We start from the raw sequence: 25,440 nt of genomic DNA, 5'->3' as shown, positions 1-25,440 counted from the left end.
TTCTGAAAGGAGCTAGCGGTTTTTTTATACATATCCCCCAAAGCGGGATATAGTCCTTAAAAGGGATATGCTTGACCATATTTATAGTATTTGCCTTAGCGGGGAAGCGCTTAGCTTTGCAGCATAAATTTTAATTTTATTAACATCTATAGGCTTAGAGGAGTACTTCTTTGATCATGAGCTCTAGGTCTTATTTATTCCCTTCTAGAAAATGAAAGACTTATTTGTCTTAATGGCATTTCTATGCCTTAGCCTCAGCAGTTGGGGGCAAACAATGATCAAAGGTCAGGTAATTGATAGCGAGAGTGCTTCTCCATTACCTTATGTACAAATTGCAAATCGAAATGGTTTGGCCTTTTCGCAGACTAATGATTTGGGACAGTTTGAGATTGCAGCAAAAGTAGGTAAGGACAGTTTAGAAATACAGCTATTAGGTTATAGCTCCTTAGTTGTTTTAGCAACAGAAAATCTTCATATTTCTTTATCGGCAGAAGCTTTAGCGGTAGATGAGCTCTTGGTTAGTGCGAGTCGGTCAGTAGCGAGTAGAAGTACATCTCCGGTAGCCATTAGTAGTATATCGGCCCAAGATATAAAGCAAACCAAGGCGACAACAATTGACCAGTTGGTCAATCAGTTGGCTGGCGTGAACATGGTTGATTTGGGTAATGAGCAGCACAGCATGAGTATTCGCAGACCTGTGGACTATGGAGCGTCTTACTTATATATGGAAGATGGCTTACCCATACGGGCCTCTGGGGTGTTCAATCATAATGCACTTTTGGAGATCAACATGGCGGATGTTGGGCGCATTGAGTTAATTCGGGGACCTGCATCTAGTTTATATGGCAGTGAGGCTATTGGTGGTGCCATCAACTTCATTTCGTCTAGAGGCAGCTTGACACCTCAGGCGAGATTGGGAATACAAGGTAGTAGCATGGGCTATGCAAGAGCCGATTTGCAAGCTTCTACTAGTTTCAACAAACGCTTAGGCTTACAACTGAATGGTTATTATGCTCAGCAGCGGAATGGATTATTAGCACATAGTGATTTTCACAAAATGGCCTTAAATATTGGGGGAAATTATCAATTGGATGATAAAACAAGTTTATCGACCAAGCTCTCTATCTTAGATTATCATTCAGAGATGCGAGGATCATTGGATAGCGCTGCTTTTTTTGGTCGTTCCTATGATTCAGATCAGACCTTCACTTATCGGAAGGTAAAATCTTATCGGGCAAGAATAGATGCCAAACGACAGTGGAACAGCAATTCATTTAGCAAAGCCATTGCTTACTTTCGGAAAAATGGGATTGAGCAAAATCCCTCTTATCGCGTCAGCGATGATTACAAACCTTGGACTGGGCAGGGAGACCCCTTATTGGCACATGGACAAATCAATGATAATAGTTTTATTAGTTGGGGGCTCTTAGGGCAGCATCAGGAGAATTGGGCTTGGCAAAATGCTCAGTTGATTGTTGGCGGACAACTAGATTATAGTCCTAATACTTATGAGGCTCAATATATTCAAATTCAGAAGACAGAAGAGGGATTGTATAATAGCTATACGACTACAGACAGCAGCTTAGCCGATTATACCGCTCATCTTTTGAACACCGCAGCTTATATGCAGTATCAAATGGACCTTTTTGAGGGGCTAAAGCTAACTGCAGCGCTTCGCTTTGATTATTTCAACTATTCTTTTGACAATAAATTAGGCGCTAATGCCTACACTGCAGTAGAAGATGGCAGCAACAGTTTTTATCGCTTAACGCCTAAGTTGGGCTTGAATTATAACTTCAGTAAAACTAAGGGCATCTACCTTAACTACGGACAGGGCTTTGTCCCACCTCAGGTATCTGCACTATACGTAGGGCAGCGCATTCCTATGTTAGATGCTGTTTACTATCAAAACTATGAGTTAGGTAGTTATTTGGGCATTTGGAAAAACCGACTTCGCATAGAATTATCCGCCTATTATATGAGTGGCGAGAATGAAATTATCTCTGTTTTACAAGATGATGGCACGACTATCCGCCAAAATGCTGGTGGAACAGCACATTATGGACTAGAGTATGGTTTACGCATTCAATTGTTAAAGGATTTGAACCTGAGTGTGCAAGCGACTAACTCTATTCATCGTTTTACAGACTTTGAAGATAGTCGAGGAAACGATTTTTCTGGCAACGATATGCCTTTAGCACCTAAATTCTTCATGAATAGTATGCTCAGCTATCAGCCTTCATTTGTAAAGGGCCTCTCTTTGCGTTTAGAATGGCGCCAGCTGAATAAGTACTATATGGACCAAGCCAATAGCAAAGAATACAATGGCTTTGACTGCTTTAACCTCAGATTGGGTTATCAGCATAAGAATCTAGAAGTTTGGGCCCATTTAATGAATCTAAGCAATGAGCTTTACGCTACAGTAGCCAGTTCGAGCCTATGGGGAGAGAGCTACTCTTTAGGACGACCTCGTTACTTGCAACTGGGGGTAGCTTATACCTTTAAGTAGTTTTTTGTACAGCTAATAAACTGGCTCGAAATCATTTCTATTTTCTTTATCATTGGGGCCTTGAGCAATAATGAGATCGCTAGACTCTAATTTGCATACAGGCCCCATATCATTTATATCATGAAAAACAGACAGTTGTTTGCTTGGGTTTGGCGTTGGCATTTTATAGGAGGGCTATTTAGCCTGCCAGTCATTCTGCTCTTAGCGTTTACAGGCGTCCTTTATTTATTTAAAGATGCTTATGAAGAAGATCAATTGGCCCAAAAGCTCCCTCAGATAGAACAGTTGGCAGAAAAAAAGAGCTGGCAAGAGCAATGGGATCAGCTAAAAGAAGACTGGGAATTGCTTCCGCAAACTGTTGAACTAGGCTTGTCTAATGAACAATATAGCGTTTTTTCTCATGGACGTTTTGGCGGTAAAGCATTTGCATATATTAACCCTTATCAAGGAACACTGAGCTATCAATATGCCTTGAAAGAAACCGATAGCTATAAGGTCCGAAAACTGCATGGCGAATTATTGCTTGGAGGATATGGAACCAAACTCGTGGAGCTAGTGGCTTGCTGGATGATTGTCTTAATCATTACAGGCCTATATTTGTTTTGGCCCAATTGGCAGCAGTATAAGAATATGAGGAAGGGAAAACGACAATTAGTAATAGGACTACACAGCTATTTATCGGCCATTTTTGCCATCCCGCTTCTCTTGCTGCTCTTTGGTGGCTTGCCATGGACAGATGTTTGGGGCGGCGCCTTTAAGTTTATCCAAAAGAAAACAAATACAGGCTTCCCAAAAGAATGGTCTGCCCGCTCTTGGCAATCAACCCCTCAAACTACAGCCCTATCCCTTGATGAAGTTATTCAAATTGTAGAGCAACTGCAGGTTGAAGGAGAATTGAGCTTGGGCTTACCTAATTCAGCCAAAGGAGTATACAGTTTAAGCAATAAGCAAGTAGCTTTGGAGAAAAAAGTAATGTTCCATCTAGATGCTTACAGCGGAGAAGTCCTCTACCGTGGCGGCTGGACCGATATCGGCCCCCTAATGAAAACCCGACTCTGGCTGATGGCTTTTCATCAAGGCGAATTTGGCTATTGGAACTTTCTACTCGTCCTAATTATGGGCATTTCTCTATTCTTTTCTAGCCTGTTCGCCTTAGCCAGTTACCTCTACAGAAAAACCAAGGGCAATTGGGGCTTCCCCAGCCAAAACCGCAACTTCAAAAAACCTTACCTCCTTTATGGCCTGATTGCCTTACTAGGCCTATTATTCCCCCTCTTTGGCCTTAGTCTGTTGCTCATTGTCGCCATTGAATGGATAACTAAAAGTAGTAAACTTAATTACTGCAAATAAAACTGCTTTTTAATAGAGATTATTTTTTGGGGCTGCCCCTGCGCTTCGCTTGGGTCGGGCTGTCCCGGGCTCGCAGGTCTGCTCGGCCCTGCGGGCTCCACTTCGTTCCGCCCTTGGTCGGGCCTGCGGCCCCCCTTCCCATCCCTCAGCCAAATGAGCGTTCGCTGCTTATAAGCGGACTAGGGGAAGTTTGGCTAAAGCTGCTGCTCCCAGTAAATCAACTCACCATTTTTACCGATACCTTCTATGATTAAACGATACTTTTCTGGACTTTTGGGGTAAGGGATATCTAGCTGCCCTAGTTCGTTGGTCTCAATTTTCGCTTGCCAAAGGATGGTTTTATTGTTTTCTGAATAAAAGGGACGAGAAGGAAATACATTAGGGCTCCCATGCTGTGCATTAAGCCATTTTAATCCAGAAGATGGGATACGAAAACGCAAATAAGGTTGAGATTCACGCTGTTTGGAATGCGTTTCGTAATAGTAGGCTTTTCCTTGTGCTCTGTAGAAGGCCGCATAATTAGATGCTTCTCCAACTTCTCCTAAGAAGGCTGGGCGTCTTTCAATGCCTTCTTCCATTCTAATCAAACCATTATAGCTAATCGGATCATTGAGGTTTGGAGGACAAGACTCGACTTCTGCTTTAGTATAGGGGACTGGCGTATAATGTATAAGCACTCCTGAATTAACTTCTGATTTAGATTCTAGCCCTAAGCCTTCATAGGAGACTGTTAGTTGGAGGCTATCATCTGCAGCTAAGCAAATATTATTAAAGAACAGCTCTTCATGCTCTCTTCCTCTAATGTGTAAATCATAGCGCCCTGGGACTAAAGAATCTAGCTTAAAGGTCCCATCCCAACTAGTTTGAATGGTCTTGCATTCATTTTCTCTACAGAGATCTATAAACAGATAGTACATAGGCTCTCCTTTATAATCGAGAACCTTTGCACTTAGTTGATTTGATAGGCCTGCGTTTTTTGTAATTGTTTTACTGTAAGGAGGACAGGGCGGACGGTAATAAATCTTTTTAGAAAGCCGGTAGCCATAATGGTTGATTTTTACGATGAGGTCTTCCTGAAATTCATCCTCTTCCCAATAGATTTCACCTTGAGCATTTGTTTTTATTTTTTGAAGGATTTTTGTTCCACTACTATCATAAATAGCAACTTTTTTGTGGGCCAGCGGAAGTTTGCGCCAAAACAGTAGGGCTCTTAATTGTCCGCCTACCTCTGCCGGATAACTAAGTTTAATCTTTGCTTGAGCAGGCTGAAGCGGATGCAGCGCTGCCCAGCTCTGGCTAAGCAGTAAGTTGTCCAGAGCGCTATCTGCTTTTGGGTTGGCCTTATTTAGATAAAAACCAGCTTGCTCAATTGGAATACTTAAAGGTATAGATAGCAAGCTGTAGGATAAAAGATGTTCTTCATCTCGAGGCCTTTTTTCCTCCTCTATGGTTAGAGCAAATGATAATTGTGCTTGCAGTGGTCGGTTATCGGCATCTTTTAGTTGAAGCCTTAAAAGCGAACTATCCTTTTTGTAGTCGAGCTTTTTATGGACTAAATACTGCACCTCTTCTTGCTGAAGAAAAAATATCCTTTGTAGGAGCTTAGGGCCTTTTACTTTACGCAGACTTAATTGAGCTAAGCCTTTTTGGCCATCTTTCAAGGAAATCAGGTATTGTTGATTCCCCTTTTTTAGTTCTAGCTTTTTCTTTATTAGTAGCCCTTCAGCCTGTTCTATAAGTAGTTCTACAGGCCTTTGCTTAGTACTAAAAACATTGATGCTTAAAACTTGATTTTCTTGCTTTAAGCAGCTCAAATGTAGCCCTTTATTTCTGATTTTAGGCAGGGGGTATTCTTTTTCAATAGGGCTTAGTACCTTAAGCGTATAATTTTCATTTTGCTGAGGGCTAAACACTAAGCTTCCAATTCCCGCATGATAAGTTTCATATTGGGCTAGGACCTCCTTTTTCTGGTTAAGCAGGACGGCTTTAATCGCTACACTACGGCCTTTTTCATCTACTGTTTTTATTGCTAATCGGTTAGCACAGTTTGCAAGTAAGTAGCCCCCTTCAGGGTGAAACTGCAGTTGAATTTTCTTTTGTTTTTTTCTTTGACTGCCAATAGCTTGCTCTGATGAAGGACCTAAAGACTCTATTTTTAGCTCTTTTTTGAAGAAGAGGGCTGTACCAAAATTTTTTTGCCATTGGCTATACAATTGAAGTTGGTAGCCCCCGATCACTGCCGTTTTAGCTAGCTGAAAACAACCTCTAGCGGTTCTGTTAATTACCTCTAAACGAAATTCTTCTTTTACTGCCCCATCTGGACCAATAAGTTGAGCATAGATATATTGAGATGGAGGCGCTAGCCCTTTTTGAGCCCCAAATAAATAGGCCGTAAACCAAATAGTTTCTCCAGGACGGTAAATTGTCCTGTCTGTTTGGGCATAGATATATTCTAAGCTAGAAAGTTTTTCTTCCTTCGTCCTCAGCTGTTTTTGCCATGGAGCTTGTGCATGCAAATGGTAAAGGGGAGCAAATAAGGATAGACAAACAAATAGTCTAAGCAAACTCGTCTCAATCTGTCTTTTGAATAGGAAAGGCATACTTATGTTTAAAATGAGGGAATAAGTTCTCTCTTAAGAGATGGATCATTAGCTATTTTTGGTGCTCCTGCTTTAGCCCTAAAAAGAACCAATAAGCAGGACTAAGCAGAGCTAAATAGCCTTAGAAACAACAACTTCCCCCCTAAAACTGCTAAATTCAATTGGATATCAGGAAATCCAATGATAAATCAGTAACTTTGCGGCCAACTAAGTGAAATCATTTGAACACCGCCACAAACCAACCATAAATGCTAACTGTCAGCAATCTTTCTATGCGTTTCGGCAAACGCATCCTTTTTGATGAGGTGAATGTTGTTTTTTCTACCGGCAATTGCTACGGCGTTATTGGGGCCAATGGAGCCGGAAAATCAACCTTCCTCAAAATTTTATCTGGAGAGCTAGATGCCACCACCGGGCAAATTTCTCTAGAACCCGGTACACGGATGTCTGTGCTTAAGCAGGACCATTTCGCCTATGACGAATTTGCCGTTTTAGATACGGTCATGATGGGCCACAAAAAGCTATACGATACCAAAGTAGAGCTGGACCAAATTTACCTCAAGCCCGATTTTAGCGAGGCCGACGGTATGCGCGCCGGAGAACTAAGCGCCGATTTTGAAGAAATGGGCGGCTGGTCTGCAGAAAGCGATGCAGCCGAACTCCTAAGTAATTTGGGCGTAGCCGAAGAACTACACCATAAGCCCATGAAAGAGCTCAATACCAGCCAAAAGGTACGGGTGCTCTTGGCCCAAGCCCTTTATGGTAATCCCGATGTGTTGATTCTCGATGAGCCCACCAACGACTTGGATGCAGAAACCATCATGTGGCTAGAGGATTTCTTGGCTGATTTCAGAAATACCGTTATTGTGGTTTCTCACGACCGTCACTTCCTCGATGCCGTTTGTACCCATATCGCCGATGTAGACCGTATGCGAATCAATCTACATACGGGTAACTATACTTTCTGGTATGAGTCTAGCCAGTTGGCCGCTCGCCAAATGGCCGATAAGAATAAAAAGACGGAGCAAAAACGCAAGGAGCTCACCGAGTTTATCCAGCGCTTTTCAGCCAATGCCTCTAAGGCCAAACAGGCCACTTCTCGGAAAAAGGCTTTGGAGAAACTTAATCTAGACGAAATTAAGCCTTCTACTCGCCGCTATCCCGGTATTATCTTTAAGCAAAACCGTGAGGTAGGAGACCAAATCCTAGAGGTGCGCGATCTTAAGATGAGCCTAGGCGGAGAGGTCCTTTTTGATAAGGTCAACTTTACCGTTCAAAGAGACCAAAAAATCGCCTTTTTGTCTAAAAATAGCTTGGCCGTCTCTAAGTTCTTAGAGTGTTTGGCTGGAGAACAGGACGTACAAGCCGATTCAGGCAGCATTAACTGGGGCGTTACCGTAACCCCTTCTTATTTGCCCAACGAAAATAATCACTACTTTGATGTAGACCTCAATCTAGTCGATTGGTTGCGCCAGTATTCTGAAGAAAAAGACGAAACCTTTATCCGTGGCTTCCTTGGCCGTATGCTCTTCTCTGGAGAAGAAACCCAAAAGTCAGCTAAGGTCCTTTCTGGAGGTGAAAAAGTGCGCTGTTTGCTCTCTCGCCTCATGCTAGAAGAGGGAAATGCCCTGGTTTTGGATGAACCCACTTCTCACCTTGATCTAGAATCAATCACAAAGCTCAACGAGTCTTTGGTGGAGTTCCCCGGCTATATTTTCTTTACCTCTTCAGATCATCAGTTTGTGCAAACTATTGCCAACAGAATTATTGAAATTACCCCCAACGGAATTATCGATAAGCTGATGCCTTATGATGATTATCTCCGCGATCCTAGCGTTAAGGAGCAGCGGGCACTACTATATGGCCAAGAAGTTAAGGCCTAAATCATAACTTTCACTATGCTAAGGCTCGTTTTGCTCCTTTCTGGACAGACGAGCCTTCTGTTTTATGGCCTTTAGGGCCATCTCTACAATCCTATCTTATATGAAATTATCTATGAATGCCTCTTCTTGGGGCGCCGCTCTTTTGCTCCTTTTTATCATGTTGAGCATGACTCCCGAGGCCTCGGCCCAAAGACGCAAGAAAAAGCGTAGAAAAAAACAAAAAACGGTACAGGTAGACAGCCTGGGCCTTAGCTATAATTATGGCCTTTTGGTGGGCGCTAGTATTGCTATGCAAGGGATCCCCAAAGACTCTTTGTCTGCAGAAGAAATTGCCGCAGGGATCATGAAGGCTCTAGAAACTGAACTAGATCCCGAAATGATGGACCAAGCTCAAGAACGCTTTATGGCCCGCATGGAGGCTGTACAAGCCGCTCAGGCAGAAGCCAAACTGGCCGAGGAAAAAACTTGGCTAGCCGATAATGCCAAAAATAATAAGAATATTATTACCCTAGAGTCAGGTATTCAATATGAAGTCCTGACAGCTGGCGAAGGCGAAAAACCTACTGCAGAAAGTAGCGTGACTACTCATTATCATGGTATGCTTACCAATGGAACTGTCTTCGATAGCTCTGTAGAACGCGGCCAACCCGCTACTTTTCCCGTCGGTGGCGTGATCCAAGGCTGGCAGGAGATTCTACAACTGATGCCCACAGGCTCTAAATGGAAGGTGTATATCCCTTCTGCTTTGGGCTATGGTAGCCAGGCCGTAGGCAATATTCCCCCTAATTCTATCCTGATTTTCGAAATTGAGTTGCTTTCTATCAACTAAAATAATAATCCTAAATAAAATGAAAAAACAGTTTTTAGTACTGGCTCTAGCAGCTGGTTTGGGCCTTGTTGGCTGTACAGAAGATAAAGAAAAAGCCGGTGCGGCAGAACTAGGCGAAAACCTAGAGCAAATGGAAGAAAAAGCCGCTACCGATGCCCCCGCTCTTACTGGCAATTTGGGCGAGGCCTTTGGCGTAAATCTCGCCAGTGAACTCATGAATGGTCCAGGCCTTACTGCCGATGTCTTGAATGTTGTTGAGTTTACAACAAACTTTCAAGCTGCCATGAAAGGGGAGGAGCCCTTCCAAATGCAAACAGTTGGTCCAAAAATCCAACAGTATATGGGAGGCTGTGCCGCCGCCAAGCAATCTGGAAACCCTATGCCCGAAGCCCCCGAAAATTTCTCGGCGGAGTTGGGCTTTCTAGTGGGCTTTAATGTAAAATCGCAAGGGATGCTCGATGGCAATAGCTTTGATTTTGAAGGCTTCAATAAGGGCTTTGCCTCTGTTTTTGAAGGCGCACCTAGCATGACTGGCGAAAATGCCCAGCAGATTATTAACACGGCCAACCAAAAGATGCAGGCAGAAATGGCCCAAAAGGTAAAGGCGCAGGAAAAAGCGTTTTTTGAAAAAAATGCCAAGGAAAATGATAAGATCATCAGCTTGCCTTCTGGCATCCAGTATGAAGTGCTCAAAGAGGGTAAAGGACCCAAACCCGTCATTACGGATAAGGTGCGCACGCACTACCACGGAATGCTAACGGACGGTTCTGTCTTCGATAGTTCTGTGGACCGTGGCCAACCCGCCGAGTTTCCCATTCAGGGCGTAATTAAGGGCTGGCAAGAGGTTTTGCCCATGATGGGCACTGGAGCCAAATGGAGAGTGTATATTCCCTCTGGCTTGGCTTATGGCCCTCAAGGCCGCCCAAAAATTCCCGCCAACTCTATTTTGGTCTTCGAAATTGAGCTTTTGGATATTGTGAAGTAGATGACTTCCCATTTTTTGTAACTAAAAGGTACTTCTGTAGCTATATAGCTGCAGAAGTATTTTTTTAACTATAACTCGCTAAAATGAAAATGACAACCCTCGGGCTTTTTTTCCTCTTTCTCGCCAATCTTGGCGCAATGGCCCAAACAGAAAAAGAACAACAAACAACAGAGCGCTTTGCAGAGGCCTTTGGTGTCTATATCGCTAATGATCTGATCAATGGCGCTGGCCTTACTGCCGATGTCTTGAATGTTGCTGAGTTTACAACAAACTTTCAAGCTGCCATGAAAGGGGAGGAGCCCTTCCAAATGCAAACAGTTGGTCCAAAAATCCAACAGTATATGGGAGGCTGTGCCGCCGCCAAGCAATCTGGAAACCCTATGCCCGAAGCCCCCGAGAATTTCTCGGCGGAGTTTGGCTTTATGGTGGGATTCAATGTGAAATCGCAAGGAATGCTCGATGGCAATAGCTTTGATTATGAAGGCTTCAATAACGGCTTTACCTCTGTTTTTGAGGGCGCGCCTAGCATGACTGGCGAAAATGCCCAGCAGATTATCAATACAGCCTACCAAAAGATGCAGGCAGAAATGGCCCAAAAGGTAAAAGAGCAGGAAAAAGCATTTTTTGAAAAGAATGCCAAGGAAAATGATAAGATCATTAGCCTGCCTTCTGGCATCCAGTATGAAGTGCTCAAAGAGGGTAAAGGACCCAAACCCGTCATTACGGATAAGGTGCGCACGCACTACCACGGTACTTTGCTAGACGGTTCTGTTTTTGACAGTTCTGTTGAACGTGGCGAGCCTGCTGAGTTTCCTATTCAGGGGGTAATTAAGGGCTGGCAAGAGATTTTGCCCATGATGGGCACTGGCGCCAAATGGAGAGTATATATTCCCTCTGGCTTGGCTTATGGCCCTCAAGCTCGTCCAAAAATTCCCGCCAACTCTATTTTGGTCTTCGAAATTGAGCTTTTGGATATTGTGAAGTAGGTAGTTTGAAACTACTGTTTATAAGCTGCTGTAACATTTTTGTTGCAGCAGCTTTTTTTTTTGGGCCTCCGCAGCAAGCTGCGGCGCTACGTTTCAGGGCTCGCAGGTCTGCTCGGCCCTTCGGCAGCGAAGCTGCCTCGGTCTGGCCTTCGGCCACCCTTGCACATCGCTAGGCCTTCGGCCCTTCGGGCCTGTAGGACGAATTTTTTGAACAGTCCATCAAAGTCTTGATGTATAGTCCCCACAAATAGCTCCCCTTAGTTTACAAATGCCGTTTCACAAATTGCGAATAGCTTGCCGCAGCTGTAAGATGCCATTTTGCAGTTTCAGAATAGCATCCTCCAAATGGAATATGCTGTTTTGCAGTTTCAGAATAGCATCCTCTAAATGGAATATGCTGTTTTGCAGTTTCAGAATAGCATCCTCCAAATGGAATATGCTGTTTTGCAGTTTCAGAATAGCATCCTCCAAATGGAATATGCCGTTTTGCAGTTTCAGAATAGCATCCTCCAAATGGAATATGCCGTTTTGCAGTTTCAGAATAGCATCCTCCAAATGGAATATGCTGTTTTGCAGTTTCAGAATAGCATCCTCTAAATGGAATATGCTGTTTTGCAGTTGCAGAATAGGGCGTAAAGGTTTTGTTGGGCTGTTTGGCCTTTGGCTATGGCGGAATAGCAGTTGTTTTCAGGTTCTGCGGCTTTTAAGCTGCAGGCAGGGGGCAAAATATAGCTTAGTGGTTCCGAAATTGGCTGCGGGTTTTAACCCGCAGCCATGGCCGAAGGCCAAACGGCCTAGCGATGCGGCGGGGTGGCCGTCAGGCCAGACCCAGGCGGCGAAGCCGCCGCAGGGCCGAGCAGACTTGCGAGCCCCAAAGCGTAGCGCCCGCAGCTTGCTGCGGGAGGCCCCAAAAACAAAAAAGCCCATCCGCAAATAGCGAACAGGCTTTTTCAAATTATAGAACAGCTAGCTTATGGTTTTTGTAGCTTTTGGCCCAAGAGCTGCCCCTTAGGCGTTTGTAATTGTAGGAAATAGAGCCCAGAAGGCCAGTCAGCAGGAAGCTGAAGCTGAGTATTCGAGAAGCCTTCAGGGAGATCTAGCTGGCGATCCAGCAATAAGCGCCCGGCGAAATCAAAAATCTGTAAGCGAGCATCTGGGGCCGCATTGGGCAGCTCCAACTCTAGATTTAGGACCTCCTGAAGCGGGTTCGGATAAATCCGATATTGCCCATCAGTCAGCGCAATAGGAGTTGTTCCCGTGGGTTGATTACTCACCTCGATGAGAATAGAACCCGAAACGCCAGAGCCATCTTGAGCAGAAGCCACGACCAAGACCTGGCCATTGCCTCTAGCGGTAAGGACACCAGATTGGTCAATGGTTCCCACCGAAGTATTGGAAACCGACCAACCCACATTTTGATTATCGGCATTAGTTGGAGAAACCACCGCAAAGAGCTGCAAAGTCCCGTTGGGCAAGTTAATCTCCGTATTTCCGCCAGCAGAAAGTACCTGAATAGAAGAGACCAGAATCTGTCCCTGCCCGCCTTGGTTGCTAATCGTAATCTGTTTGCTGCCCGAAACGCCAGAGCCATCAGTAGCCGTAGCCGTTACCGTAACTACGCCATTGGTTAGTGCTTGTAGCACGCCCGTAGCGTTGATGCTGGCAATACTGCTATTGGATACCGACCAGTTTACATTTTGGTTATTGGCACTAGTTGGAAGGACCGTAGCGATCATCTGTAAACTTCCAGCATTAGTTGTAATATGATCTATTCCCGATTGAGAATTGACCAAAATCGTTTGCACCATCACCGATTGGTTGTTAACCGTAATAATGGTTGAGCCAAAGACATTAGAGCCATCGGTGGCGGTAGCGGTTACCGTGACCAAACCATTGCCAACAGCCGTAAGCAGTCCCGTATTGGGATCAATTGTGGCAACTGCGGGGTCATTCACCGACCAAACTACAGTTGGGTTCGAGGCATTGCTAGGCGTTACCGTAGCAAACATTTGCAAGTTGCCATTGAGGGTCGTAATCGAGGATTGTCCGCCTTGGCCCTGCACGCTAATTCCCGTCACATAAATGGGATTGATCGTAATAATAATACAGTCAGAAACGCCAGAACCATCATTGGCTGTGGCACAAACCTCTACTGTGCCTGGGTTACCCGCCATCAAAACCCCAGTGCTGGGGTTAATGGTAGCGGTTCCCGTTTGGTTAGTGACCGTCCAGTTGACCGAAGGATTCGAGGCATTGGAGGGCGTTACCGTAGCGATCATTTGCAGACTGGCATTGGCTTGAACGCTAGTGGCGCCGCCTTGGCCCTGCACAGCAATGCTAGCGACCAAAATGGGATCGATGGTAATTATGATACAGTCGGTTACGCCTGAGCCATCATTGGCCGTAGCACAAACTTCTACGGTACCTGGACTAGCGGCAGTCAAAACGCCCGTACTGGGGTTAATCGTTGCTGATCCTGTTTGGTTATTGACTGACCAACTCACACTATTGTCCGTTGCATTGGCGGGATTAACCGTGGCTATCATTTGCAGACTGGCATTGGCTTGAACGCTAGTGGCGCCGCCCTGCCCTTGCACAGCAATGCTAGAGACCAAAACGGCATTGATCGTAATAATTGTACAGCCCACTACGCCCGAACCATCATTGGCCGTGGCGCAAACTTCTACGGTACCGGGGTTTCCAGCAATGAGCTGTCCTGTTGTGGGATTGATGGTCGCTGTTCCTGTTTGGTTATTGACCGACCAACTCACGCTAGGGTTCGTTGCATTGGAGGGCGTCACCGTAGCCTGCATCTGCAAGCTTGCTCCTGCATTGATGCTGTTGGTTCCTCCCTGTCCCTGTACACTAATCGCCGTAACGGGAATAAAAGTATTGCTAATCGTAATAACAATACAGTCTGAAACGCCAGAGCCATCCGTAGCCGTGGCACAAACCTCTACGGTTCCTGCCGAGCTAGGACTCAACACACCAGAAGCACTAATACTTGCCGAGCCTGTCTGATTATTGACCGACCAGCTAACATTTGGATTCGAGGCATTGCTTGGACTAACGGTCGCAATCATTTGTAGGCTAGAAGCGGTAGAAACCGTAGTAGCTCCCCCTTGTCCTTGTACCGTAATACTGCTGACCAAAATGGGATCAATCGTAATAATAATACAGTCAGAAACGCCTGAGCCATCATTGGCCGTAGCACAAACCTCTACCGTACCAGGATTACCAGCGGTCAAAACACCTGTACTCGGGTTAATGGTTGCTGTACCCGTTTGGTTGTTCACCGACCAACTGACCGAGTTATTCGAGGCATTAGTTGGACTAACCGTGGCCAGCATCTGCAAACTAGCCGAAGCGGTGACATTAGTGGCTCCCCCTTGGCCTTGTACCGTAATACTGCTGACCAAAATGGGATTAATCGTAATAATAATACAGTCAGAAACGCCTGAGCCATCATTGGCCGTAGCACAAACCTCTACCGTACCGGGATTACCAGCGGTCAAAACGCCTGTACTGGGGTTAATGGTCGCTGTACCTGTTTGGTTGTTTACCGACCAACTGACCGAGCTATTAGAGGCATTGCTTGGGCTAACGGTGGCTAGCATTTGCAAGTTATTTGAAGCAAGGACGTTCGTTTGTCCTCCTTGGCTTTGCACAGCAATGCTAGAGACCAAAACGGTATTTGTTGTTATGGTAATAATAATACAGTCAGAAACGCCAGAGCCATCAGTAGCTGTTGCGCAAACCTCTACAGTACCTGCAGATCCAGCAGTTAAAAGTCCTGCACTATTGATCGTTGCGCTTCCTGTTTGGTGGGTAACGCTCCAGTTTACTGTTGTATTAGAGGCATTGCTTGGACTGACCGTGGCCAGCATCTGCAAACTAGCCGAAGCGGTTACGCTAGTGGCGCCGCCTTGGCCTTGCACAGCAATGCTGCTGACCAAAATGGGATCGATTGTAATCACAATACAGTCAGAAATGCCCGAGCCATCATTGGCGGTAGCACAAACCTCTACCGTACCGGGATTACCAGCGGTCAAAACGCCCGTACTGGGGTTAATGGTCGCTGTCCCCGTTTGGTTGTTTACGGACCAACTCAGCGAGCTATTGGAGGCATTTGTTGGGCTGATTGTAGCCAACATTTGCAAGTTGCTTGAAGAGAGGACATTGGTTTGTCCCCCTTGTCCTTGCACGCTAATGCTAGAGACCAAAATGGGATCAATGCTAATCGTTACACAATCTGAAACGCCCGAGCCATCATTAGCCGTAGCACAAACCTGAACCGTACCGGGGGTTCCTGCGCTCAAGAGACCTGCACTGTTAATTGTCGCAGTACCTGTTCCGTTGATTACGGACCAACTCAGCGAGCTATTCGAGGCATTGGCTGGGCTAACCGTCGCCAACATCTGTAAGCTGGCATTGGCTTGTACATTAGTGGCTCCCCCTTGGCCTTGTACAGCAATACTGCTGACCAAAATGGGATCGATCGTAATCACAATACAGTCAGAAACGCCTGAGCCATCATTGGCGGTAGCGCAAACTTCTACCGTACCAGGATTACCAGCGCTTAAGACCCCTGTACTCGGGTTAATTGTGGCCGTTCCTGTCTGGTTGTTTACGGACCAACTCAGCGAGCTATTCGAGGCACTGCTGGGGCTAACCGTTGCTACCATCTGTAAGCTTGCAGAAGAAGAAACATTAGTGGCACCCCCTTGGCCCTGTACAGTAATGCTGCTAACCAAAATGGGGTCAATGGTAATAATCGTGCAGCCTGAAACGCCAGAGCCATCATTGGCCGTGGCACAGACTTCTACGGTACCTTCAGCGGTAGCGCTCAACAGACCTGTTAGCGGATCAATGCTAGCCGTACCTGTTTGGTTGTTTACGGACCAGCTAACCGAGCTATTGCTTGCATTAGCGGGGTTAACCGTTGCTACCATCTGTAGGTTATTTCCTAAAGTAAGGTTGCTTTGTCCGCCTTGACCTTGTACACTAATACTGCTTACGGCCACTACCGCCGTTAAAACAGTTATTGTAGTGCAGCCCGAAATGCCCGAACCATCTGTGGCTGTGGCGCAAACCTCTACAGTTCCGGCACTGCCTCCTGTAAGTAGGCCCGTATTCGGGTCAATTGTGGCGCTACCTGTTTGGTTTGTTACCGACCAAACTACCGTCTGGTTGGAAGCATTGGCTGGACTGACGGTGGCCTCCATTTGTAGGTTGGCTCCTGCCTGTACATTGCTATTTCCTCCTTGTCCCTGTACGCTAATCGCACTGACAAGAATAGTTGTTGTGTTAATCGTAATTACGGTACAGCCCGAAACGCCAGAACCATCTGTGGCCGTGGCACAAACTTCTACAGTTCCTGCTGTAGTTGCGGATAGCAGCCCTGTATTGGGATCAATGCTAGCTGTACCACTCTGATTGTTTACCGACCAAACTACCGTTTGGTTGGAGGCATTGGCTGGACTGACGGTAGCTACCATCTGAAGGTTTGAGCCAGCTTGTATGCTGTTCGCACCTCCTTGTCCCTGCACGCTAATGCTGGATACCAAAATAGGATCAATGGTAATCGTCACACAATCGGAAATGCCAGAGCCATCATTGGCCGTAGCACAAACCTGAACGGTACCGGGGTTCCCGCCGGTCAAGAGACCAGAGCCGTTAATGGTAGCGGTTCCTGTGCCGTTCGTTACGGACCAGCTAACCGATGGATTAGAGGCATTGGCGGGACTAACCGTGGCCAACATCTGTAAAGTCGAAGAAGAGGAAACATTAGTCGCTCCTCCTTGTCCCTGCACGCTAATGCTAGAGACCAAAATGGGATCAATGGTAATCGTCACACAATTCGAAATGCCCGAGCCATCATTAGCGGTGGCACAAACCTGAACCGTACCGGGGTTTCCGCCCGTCAACAGACCAGAGCCGTTAATGGTGGCGGTTCCTGTTCCATTTGTTACAGACCAGCTAACGGAAGGATTAGAAGCGTTGGCTGGACTAACCGTGGCCAACATTTGTAAACTAGCAGAAGAGGAAACGGCTGTCGCTCCACCCTGTCCCTGCACGCTAATGCTGGATACCAAAATGGGATCAACCGTAATCGTTACACAATCCGAAACGCCTGAACCATCATTGGCGGTGGCACAAACCTGAACGGTACCGGGATTTCCGCCAGTCAAGAGACCAGAGCCGTTAATGGTGGCGGTTCCTGTGCCGTTCGTTACAGACCAACTAACCGAGGGATTAGAAGCGTTGGCTGGACTAACCGTAGCCAACATTTGTAGGCTAGCAGAAGAGGAAACGGCTGTCGCTCCACCCTGTCCCTGCACGCTAATGCTAGAGACCAAAATAGGATCAATCGTAATCGTTACACAATCCGAAACGCCTGAACCATCATTGGCGGTGGCACAAACCTGCACCGTACCAGGGTTTCCGCCGGTCAATAGACCAGAGCCGTTAATGGTAGCGGTTCCTGTGCCGTTCGTTACAGACCAGCTAACCGATGGGGTAGAGGCGTTGGCTGGACTAACCGTAGCCAACATTTGTAGGCTAGCAGAAGAGGAAACGGCTGTCGCTCCTCCTTGTCCCTGCACGCTAATGCTAGAGACCAAAATAGGATCAATCGTAATCGTCACACAATCCGAAACGCCTGAACCATCATTGGCGGTGGCACAAACCTGCACCGTTCCAGGGTTTCCGCCAGTCAACAGACCAGAGCCGTTAATGGTCGCTGTTCCTGTTCCATTTGTTACGGACCAGCTAACCGATGGGGTAGAGGCGTTGGCTGGGCTAACCGTGGCCAACATCTGTAGGGTTGAAGAAGAGGAAACGGCAGTTGCCCCTCCTTGCCCCTGCACGCTAATGCTGGAGACCAAAATGGGATCAATCGTAATCGTCACACAATCCGAAACGCCCGAGCCATCATTAGCCGTAGCACAAACCTGCACCGTACCTGGGTTTCCGCCAGTCAATAGACCAGAGCCGTTAATGGTCGCTGTTCCTGTTCCATTTGTTACGGACCAGCTAACGGAAGGATTAGAAGCGTTGGCTGGGCTAACCGTGGCCAACATCTGTAGGCTAGCAGAAGAGGAAACATTAGTTGCTCCGCCTTGCCCCTGTACACTAATGCTGGATACCAAAATGGGATCAATAGTAATCGTCACACAATCGGAAACGCCCGATCCATCATTGGCGGTAGCGCAAACTTGAACGGTACCGGGGTTTCCGCCCGTCAATAGACCAGAGCCGTTGATAGTGGCGGTTCCCGTGCCATTAACTACAGACCAGCTAACCGAGGGATTAGAGGCATTGGCTGGACTAAGCGTAGCCAATATTTGTAATGTAGAAGAAGATTGAACGGTACTTACTCCTCCTTGTCCCTGCACGCTAATGCTGGATACCAAAATAGGATCAATCGTAATCGTCACACAATCCGAAACGCCAGAGCCATCATTGGCGGTGGCACAAACCTGAACCGTACCGGGGTTTCCGCCAGTCAAGAGACCTGAGCCGTTAATGCTGGCGGTTCCTGTGCCATTTGTCACGGACCAGCTAACCGATGGATTAGAAGCGTTGGCTGGGCTAAGCGTGGCCAACATTTGTAGGGTTGAAGAAGAGGAAACGGCTGTTGCCCCTCCCTGTCCCTGCACGCTAATGCTGGATACCAAAATAGGATCAATGGTAATTGTCACACAATCGGAAATGCCAGAGCCATCATTGGCGGTGGCACAAACCTGAACCGTTCCGGGGTTTCCGCCAGTCAATAGACCTGAGCCGTTAATGGTGGCGGTTCCTGTTCCATTTGTTACGGACCAGCTAACCGATGGATTAGAAGCGTTGGCTGGACTAACCGTGGCCAACATTTGTAGGGTTGAAGAAGAGGAAACGGCTGTTGCCCCTCCTTGTCCCTGCACGCTAATGCTAGAGACCAAAATGGGATCAATCGTAATCGTCACACAATCCGAAACGCCTGAACCATCATTGGCGGTGGCGCAAACCTGAACCGTTCCAGGGTTTCCGCCAGTCAGTAGACCAGAGCCGTTAATGCTAGCCGTTCCTGTGCCGTTAATTACGGACCAACTAACTGATGGATTAGAAGCATTGGTTGGACTAACCGTAGCGATCATCTGTAAACTAGCAGCAGCTTGTACATTGGTTTGTCCGCTTTGCCCTTGTACCGATATACTAGAAATCAAAATTGGATCGACGGTAATGACCGTACATCCCACCACGCCAGAGCCATCATTAGCTGTGGCACAAACTTCTACCGTGCCGGGATTTCCAGCCGATAGCATTCCCGTGCTCGGATTGATGGTGGCAGAACCCGTTTGGTTATTCACCGACCAACTTACGCCTGTATTTGTGGCATTGCTCGGACTAACCGTGGCGACCATCTGTAAACTAGAGGAGGCCTGCACATTACTGGTTCCGCCTTGTCCTTGTACCGATATACTAGACAGTAGCAAAGGATCTACCGTAATATTGGCCGTGGCCGAGTTGCCCGAGCCATCATTGGCTGTGGCAGTAACCTGAACCGTTCCCGGATTACCTCCGGTTAATAGACCAGAGGCATTTATTGTGGCGGTTCCCGTTCCATTGATGACCCCCCAACTTACTGTGGTATCTGTGGCATCGGTGGGCAAAACATAAGTGGTCATTTGTAGGTTTTGGGTAGAAATTACAGAGCTAGCTCCGCCTTGTCCCCCAATCTGAATACTGCTGACGGGCTTAAATTGCCCTGAAATGACAATGTCTTCAAAACCAGATACGCCAGAGCCATCATTGGCTGTGGCAAAAACCCGAACGGTACCATTACTCACCGCCTGCAACAAACCCGTAGTCGAGTTAATTGTGGCAATGCTATTGTTGTTGGTCGTCCAGTTTTTAGTGGTATCTGTGGCGTTCGTAGGCGTGGTCGTCGCCAGCATCTGAAGGGTCCCGTTTGGCGTGCTAATCGTATTTTGCCCGCCTTGCCCATAGACCAGAATCTGATTGACCAAAACCTGCCCTGTCGCTCCCGCAATAATGGGGGCATTAGGCGTTTGTTCCCAGCCAAAATCTTTAATCGTTACCGTGTTGGCGGCAGAGGGCACATCTAGCCGAACCCAGGCATAATGGGTCGTCCCCGAGTTTCGTATAAACCGAAAGCCCACATAGACATCATTAAAAGGTGGTGCGGCCCAAGGAAAAAGCGCCTGAATACAGGCCGAACAAAAGAAGGTAGAACCCGCTGTATAGGTCCCCGAACTCGGCCCAATTAGATCCCCAGTCGCCAATTTTCGGATGTTTGGCCCAGATAATTGTAAGGTCGCCGTCTGACTTACGCCCGAATTTAATGCCGGCCGTGTGAAGGTAATAAAGGTACTCCCACTCATATTAACCGAGATGTTAATCTCATTATCCCCATCCGAGGTCAAATCAAAAGTGGCCGATTGTCCCGCCGTTAAGGTCTGATCCGGAACATCCAAATAGGCAATCTGCGCTTCTAGGCCCCAACTCAGGGACAATAGAAGGTAAAGGGTGAAAAAGTAAGCTATTTTTCTATGCATGCTGTAGTAAATTAGGGGGCGTTGAATAATAGTTGGCCAGTTGCATTTATCCCCGGCCTTGTCTAAAGAACGTGAAAATTCCTGAATTTGCATTTTTATAATCAAGTCTTTTCAACTAATAAAAAGGACCTTGACCCTCAACAAAAGTCTAATAAATAATAGAGTATAAAACTAATCTCTAATCAATTTAAATATTCCTTAATATTTAGCTGTCTATATATATTAAAGCTGGTTTTCTGCTGGATAAGGGCTGTTTTTTGGGGCCTCCGCCTCCCTTCGGTCGTCGGCGCTACGTTTCGGGGCTCGCAGGTCTGCTCGGCCCTGCAGACAGGCTGCGCCTGCCTTTGGTCTGCGGCTTCGCCGCCCCCCTGCACATCGCTAGGCCAAATGCCTCTTCTTCGCTAGGGCTCTCTTCCCAAACAAGTTTCCCTTTTTTCTTTTTTAGCCAAAAGGAGTTCTGCGCTTCTGTCTAGAGTTCCTTATATTCGCCACTCATAAATTTATGATACCGCCTATGTCCGCATCTAGTTTGTTAGACCTCTTTGAATCTGGAGGAGGCGCAGAAAAAAAAGGAACCTATGTCGAGGTTGTTCTGCCCCTGCCTTTAGCTAAATTATATACCTATTCGGTCCCCTTTCACCTTAAAGAATGGCTGCAAAAGGGCGTAAGAGTAGAGGTGCAACTAGGTCGACAAGGCCGATACGCTGGTTTGGTCTACGCCATTACAGAAGAAAAACCCGCCTACCAAACCCGCCCCATTATTTCGGTCCTCGATGATTTTCCCGTAGTCACCGAAGAGCAGTTTCGCCTCTGGGAATGGATGTCTACCTATTATCTCTGTAGTATGGGCGAACTAATGGCTGCCGCCTTACCCGCTGGCCTCAAATTAGCCGGAGAAAGTAAACTCCTTCTCGCCGAAAACTATGAGTCTAAACCTTGGATGCAGCTCCACCAAGAACTGCCAGGCGATGAAGCACTGGTCATCGAACAATTGCAAAAAAAAGGCGAACTCAGTCTGAGCGATATCCAACGAATGCTCAAACTCAAGTCGGTGCACAAGTTGGTCAAATCACTACTCGATAAACAGTTGGTCCAACTCAAAGAAGAGCTGCAAGAACGCTATAAACCAAAAATGGAAGATTGGGTAGCCTTGGCCCCGCCCTACGAACTAAACAATCCTAGCAGCATAAAAGAAGCCTTTGATGTTATTGGTAGCCGAGCCCATAAGCAAATAGATACCCTCATGGCCTTTATGCAGTTGGGCCGAGAACAAAAAGAGGTCCGCAAAAAAGAACTCTACGAAAGGGCCAAAATAGATAGTGCCCTACTCAACAAGTTAGTAGATAAGGGCATCTTTAGTATCTATCAAAAAGAGTTGTCTCGCCTAGATGATTATGATGGCGAGGCTGAGGGCAATTATGCCCTCTCCGAACAACAACAACAAGCCTACGAAAGCTGCCTGCAACATTTTGCTGATAAAAAACCCGTTTTGCTACATGGGGTAACGGGTAGCGGAAAAACACAGGTTTTTGTCGAGCTAATGGAGCATTATATAGGGCAAGGACAACAGGTATTGTATTTATTGCCAGAAATTGCCCTAACGGCCCAAATTGTGGGCCGCCTACAAAAACATTTTGGCGACCAAATTCTGGTCTATCACTCTAAGTTCAATAATAACGAAAGAGTAGAAATTTGGCGGGCCGTACAAGAAGGCGTTCCCATTATTTTGGGGGCTCGCTCGGCTTTGCTTTTGCCCTTTCAGTCTTTGGGCCTCATTTTAGTCGATGAGGAGCATGACCCTTCTTATAAGCAGCAAGATCCCGCCCCCCGCTATAATGCCAGAGATACAGCTGTATTTATGGCCCATTTGCATGGAGCAAATATTTTGCTGGGCTCGGCCACGCCTTCTTTAGAAAGCTATCAAAATGCGCTGGAGGAGAAATATGCCTTGGTCCAATTAAATCAGCGATTTGGAGGCCTGGCCCTCCCCAAAATAGAAATTGTAGACCTTGGCGAGCAGCAGCGGGAAAAACGCATGCATGGCATTTTTTCGGGCCATTTACTCGATGCACTCAAAGAAACCTTGGCCAATGGAGAACAGGCGATTTTGTTCCAAAATCGCCGAGGATATGCCCCGCTCTACCGCTGCAAAAGCTGTGGCTGGACCACAGAATGCAAGGATTGTGATGTTAGTCTGACCTACCATAAGTATAGCAATAACTTACGCTGCCACTATTGTGGCTATCAGCGTTCTTTGCCCAAAAGCTGCGATGCCTGCGGTAGCCATGAACTAGAGATTATTGGTTTTGGAACAGAAAAGATTGAGGATGAGCTCCAAATCTTTTTGCCCGATGCTCGCCTAGAGCGAATGGACTGGGATACGGTTCGGGGAAAAAATGGACATGACCGCCTGATTAACCGCTTTGCCGATGGACAAATTGATGTCCTGATTGGGACGCAAATGGTCACTAAAGGGCTAGATTTTGACAATGTGGGCCTAGTGGCCGTCTTATCGGCCGACCAAATGCTGCAGTTTCCAGATTTTAGGGCCAATGAACGCGCCTTTCAGCTGATGACGCAGGTAGCGGGAAGAGCTGGACGGAAAAAAAAGCAGGGCCGAGTCCTTATTCAAGCTTATCAGGCCGAACATGAAATCCTGCGGGAGGTTTTGCAGCACAATTTTCAGCAGTTTCAGCAAAGGGAGCTGGCCGAGCGCCGCAGCTTTAAGTATCCGCCTTTTCAACGCTTGATCAAGATACAGTTTAAGCATAAAAAGCGGGACCAGCTCCTAATGGCGGCAGAATGGGGGGCCAAGTTTTTGCAATCTCGTTTGGGCGATCGGGTGCTGGGGCCGGCCGAGCCTTCTATTTCTAGGGTGCGGACCTACTACCTCATGGATCTCTTAATCAAATTGGGCCGAGGAGGAAAAAGCCTGCGGGCCGCAAAAGACAAAATTAGAGATATGCAGGAGCTGCTACGGCAAAAAGATGGGCTAAGTGGGCTGAGAGTAGTCATTGATGTAGATCCTTATTAAGCTTGGGGAATTGGCCTGGGCGTCTGCCTTGGCCTAGCGATGTGCAGGGGGGCGGCGCAGCCGCAGACCAAAGGCAGGCGCAGCCTGCCTGCAGGGCCGAGCAGACCTGCGAGCCCCGAAACGTAGCGCCGACGACCGAAGGGAGGCGGAGGCCCCAAAAAAACAGCAGATTGTTAATCTTCCACTAATCTGGGAGGGTAGACTTGAGCAAATGGAATTATTTTTGGTAAATTAGGGGAGAAAATAGTAAAAAATATAAAACAGGATATAGTATGAAATGGACGACTCGTCTTCTTTTTGCAGCTGGTTTGTTTACTGCCAGTTATGGGCTACAATCTTGCGGAGAGCCAGCACAGGCGGCGCCTACCGCTCCCGTGATTAATCAGGAAGCGGCCCCTCAAGGGGATAATTTTAGCTATGCTTATGGGATGCTTTTGGGGAGTAACCTCAAGGCCATGGGGATGGAATACAATGATGTAGATACCAAAGAATTGTTGGCTGGATTGCAAGCTGCCATGGATGCTGACGTGAAGCCTTTGATGGACCAAGCGGCGGCACAGCAGTTAGTCAATAAGACTTTTCAGGATATGCAGGCCAAGGCTGGCGAGGCTAACTTGAAAAAGGGCCAAGATTTTTTGGCGGAGAATGCCAAGCGTCCCGAGGTCAAAGTGACCGAATCGGGATTGCAGTATGAGGTCCTTAAGGAAGGGGTTGGAGGAAAGCCCAGCATCAGCAACAAAGTGAAGGTGCATTATCATGGGACTTTGATTGATGGAACTGTTTTCGATAGTTCTGTGGATCGTGGGAAGCCTATCTCTTTTCCTTTGGGCAATGTGATTAAAGGCTGGCAAGAAGGTTTGCAATTGATGCCTGTAGGGGCCAAATACAAGCTTTATATTCCTGCTAATTTGGGATATGGTCAGCGAGCGGCGGGTAAAATTCCGGCCAACTCGGCCCTCATTTTTGAGGTAGAACTACTAGCGATTGAGTAAAGTCTAGAGAATTTAGAAAGAGCGCTCGCATCCTTGGGATAGCGAGCGCTTTTTTGTATCATTGCGACAGAATTTATACAATCGAAATCAACTTATGAAAGAACTTAGTTATCAAATTGGGCTTTTGCTTGGTAGCAATCTCGCCAATCAAGTGAATCCTCAGGATATGGATGTAGAAGCAATGGGTCAAGGTATCCAAGCTATTTTTGGCATGTCTGCAACTAACGAAGAGCTACAAGCTGCTTCGCAGGCGGTACAAACCTACATGCAAGGTATTGCTGCTGCTCAGGCTGCAGAATCTGTAGAGCAAGAGAAGAGCTTCTTGGAAGAGAATGCTAAGCGTGAGGAAATTGTTAGCCGCGAGAGTGGTTTGCAATATGAGGTATTGGTAGAGGGCAATGGCGATATCCCCACGGCTAAAAACACCGTAGTGGCTCACTATGAAGGTCGTCTACTCAACGGAAAAGTATTTGACAGTTCTGTATTGCGCGGACAGCCTGCTACTTTCCCTGTAGGTAACTTGATTCAGGGCTGGCAAGAAGCTTTGCAATTGATGCCTGTAGGTTCTAAGTGGCGCCTATACATCCCTTCTGCTTTGGCCTATGGTGCCAATGGCGCAGGAAATGACATTCCTCCTCACTCTACCCTCATTTTTGAGTTAGAGTTGTTGAGCATCCAAGGCTAGTCCTTGCATGATCTGCTATAAAAGAGT

The 25,440-nt window shown here is 46.8% G+C and carries 12 protein-coding genes; 10 read left to right on the top strand and 2 right to left on the bottom strand.

The window, feature by feature from the left end:
- The first annotated feature begins 211 nt into the window (after positions 1 to 211).
- Both OP864_RS02780 and OP864_RS02775 read left to right on the top strand, forming a co-directional pair.
- Positions 212 to 2,509: a TonB-dependent receptor gene (locus OP864_RS02780; protein ID WP_270099777.1), complete on the top strand. Its 2,298-nt coding sequence runs from the start codon at positions 212 to 214 to the stop codon at positions 2,507 to 2,509.
- 120 nt (positions 2,510 to 2,629) lie between these two features.
- On the top strand, positions 2,630 to 3,859 hold the full coding sequence (locus OP864_RS02775) for a PepSY-associated TM helix domain-containing protein (protein ID WP_270099776.1): 1,230 nt from the start codon (positions 2,630 to 2,632) through the stop codon (positions 3,857 to 3,859).
- Between the two features lie 194 nt (positions 3,860 to 4,053).
- Here OP864_RS02775 and OP864_RS02770 read toward each other — a convergent pair whose 3' ends face one another.
- The gene (locus OP864_RS02770) at positions 4,054 to 6,459 is read right to left on the bottom strand and encodes an MG2 domain-containing protein (protein ID WP_270099775.1); all 2,406 of its coding nucleotides are present in this window, start codon (positions 6,457 to 6,459) and stop codon (positions 4,054 to 4,056) included.
- Positions 6,460 to 6,707: 248 nt separating this feature from the next.
- Between OP864_RS02770 and OP864_RS02765 the strand changes: the two genes are divergently transcribed.
- The 5 genes from OP864_RS02765 to OP864_RS02745 all read left to right on the top strand — a co-directional run bounded on the left by OP864_RS02765 (position 6,708) and on the right by OP864_RS02745 (position 11,739).
- Positions 6,708 to 8,342 (top strand): ABC-F family ATP-binding cassette domain-containing protein, encoded by a 1,635-nt coding sequence (locus OP864_RS02765; protein ID WP_270099774.1) that lies wholly within the window; start codon positions 6,708 to 6,710, stop codon positions 8,340 to 8,342.
- A 100-nt stretch (positions 8,343 to 8,442) separates the two neighbouring features.
- Positions 8,443 to 9,171 (top strand): BamJ family beta-barrel-assembly machinery protein, encoded by a 729-nt coding sequence (gene bamJ / locus OP864_RS02760; protein ID WP_270099773.1) that lies wholly within the window; start codon positions 8,443 to 8,445, stop codon positions 9,169 to 9,171.
- A gap of 19 nt (positions 9,172 to 9,190) precedes the next feature.
- Positions 9,191 to 10,156, top strand: coding sequence for a BamJ family beta-barrel-assembly machinery protein (bamJ, locus tag OP864_RS02755; protein WP_270099772.1), 966 nt, complete (start codon positions 9,191 to 9,193; stop codon positions 10,154 to 10,156).
- Positions 10,157 to 10,293: 137 nt separating this feature from the next.
- Positions 10,294 to 11,142, top strand: coding sequence for a BamJ family beta-barrel-assembly machinery protein (gene bamJ, locus OP864_RS02750; protein ID WP_270099771.1), 849 nt, complete (start codon positions 10,294 to 10,296; stop codon positions 11,140 to 11,142).
- A 387-nt stretch (positions 11,143 to 11,529) separates the two neighbouring features.
- Positions 11,530 to 11,739, top strand: a complete 210-nt coding sequence (locus tag OP864_RS02745) for a hypothetical protein (protein WP_270099770.1) — start codon at positions 11,530 to 11,532, stop codon at positions 11,737 to 11,739.
- A 374-nt stretch (positions 11,740 to 12,113) separates the two neighbouring features.
- On the opposite strand, the gene OP864_RS02740 is transcribed toward OP864_RS02745, so the two are convergent.
- Positions 12,114 to 20,702: an Ig-like domain-containing protein gene (locus OP864_RS02740; protein WP_270099769.1), complete on the bottom strand. Its 8,589-nt coding sequence runs from the start codon at positions 20,700 to 20,702 to the stop codon at positions 12,114 to 12,116.
- A 514-nt stretch (positions 20,703 to 21,216) separates the two neighbouring features.
- Here OP864_RS02740 and priA point away from each other — a divergent pair.
- The 3 genes from priA (at position 21,217) to bamJ (OP864_RS02725) (ending at position 25,413) form a co-directional block, all read left to right on the top strand.
- Positions 21,217 to 23,736, top strand: coding sequence for a replication restart helicase PriA (gene priA, locus OP864_RS02735; protein ID WP_270099768.1), 2,520 nt, complete (start codon positions 21,217 to 21,219; stop codon positions 23,734 to 23,736).
- A gap of 272 nt (positions 23,737 to 24,008) precedes the next feature.
- A complete protein-coding gene (bamJ, locus tag OP864_RS02730) occupies positions 24,009 to 24,728 on the top strand; it encodes a BamJ family beta-barrel-assembly machinery protein (protein ID WP_270099767.1) in 720 nt (239 codons plus the stop codon).
- A gap of 94 nt (positions 24,729 to 24,822) precedes the next feature.
- The gene (gene bamJ / locus OP864_RS02725) at positions 24,823 to 25,413 is read left to right on the top strand and encodes a BamJ family beta-barrel-assembly machinery protein (RefSeq protein ID WP_014373729.1); all 591 of its coding nucleotides are present in this window, start codon (positions 24,823 to 24,825) and stop codon (positions 25,411 to 25,413) included.
- The last annotated feature ends 27 nt before the right edge of the window (positions 25,414 to 25,440 follow it).

The organism is Saprospira grandis, from assembly GCF_027594745.1.
Lineage (GTDB): Bacteria > Bacteroidota > Bacteroidia > Chitinophagales > Saprospiraceae > Saprospira > Saprospira grandis.
The sequence above is the reverse complement of the archived record's forward strand: the minus strand, read 5'-3'. Positions and strand labels throughout refer to the sequence as shown.

Bases quoted from the DNA above. Each gene is read 5' to 3' on its own strand.
- bamJ (WP_014373729.1), top strand. From the start codon at position 24,823: ATGAAAGAACTTAGTTATCAAATTGGGCTTTTGCTTGGTAGCAATCTC.
- OP864_RS02745 (WP_270099770.1), top strand. From the start codon at position 11,530: ATGGAATATGCTGTTTTGCAGTTTCAGAATAGCATCCTCCAAATGGAA.
- OP864_RS02765 (WP_270099774.1), top strand. From the start codon at position 6,708: ATGCTAACTGTCAGCAATCTTTCTATGCGTTTCGGCAAACGCATCCTT.
- priA (WP_270099768.1), top strand. From the start codon at position 21,217: ATGTCCGCATCTAGTTTGTTAGACCTCTTTGAATCTGGAGGAGGCGCA.
- bamJ (WP_270099771.1), top strand. From the start codon at position 10,294: ATGGCCCAAACAGAAAAAGAACAACAAACAACAGAGCGCTTTGCAGAG.
- OP864_RS02740 (WP_270099769.1), bottom strand. From the start codon at position 20,702: ATGCATAGAAAAATAGCTTACTTTTTCACCCTTTACCTTCTATTGTCC.
- OP864_RS02780 (WP_270099777.1), top strand. From the start codon at position 212: ATGAAAGACTTATTTGTCTTAATGGCATTTCTATGCCTTAGCCTCAGC.
- OP864_RS02770 (WP_270099775.1), bottom strand. From the start codon at position 6,459: ATGCCTTTCCTATTCAAAAGACAGATTGAGACGAGTTTGCTTAGACTA.
- OP864_RS02775 (WP_270099776.1), top strand. From the start codon at position 2,630: ATGAAAAACAGACAGTTGTTTGCTTGGGTTTGGCGTTGGCATTTTATA.
- bamJ (WP_270099772.1), top strand. From the start codon at position 9,191: ATGAAAAAACAGTTTTTAGTACTGGCTCTAGCAGCTGGTTTGGGCCTT.
- bamJ (WP_270099773.1), top strand. From the start codon at position 8,443: ATGAAATTATCTATGAATGCCTCTTCTTGGGGCGCCGCTCTTTTGCTC.
- bamJ (WP_270099767.1), top strand. From the start codon at position 24,009: ATGAAATGGACGACTCGTCTTCTTTTTGCAGCTGGTTTGTTTACTGCC.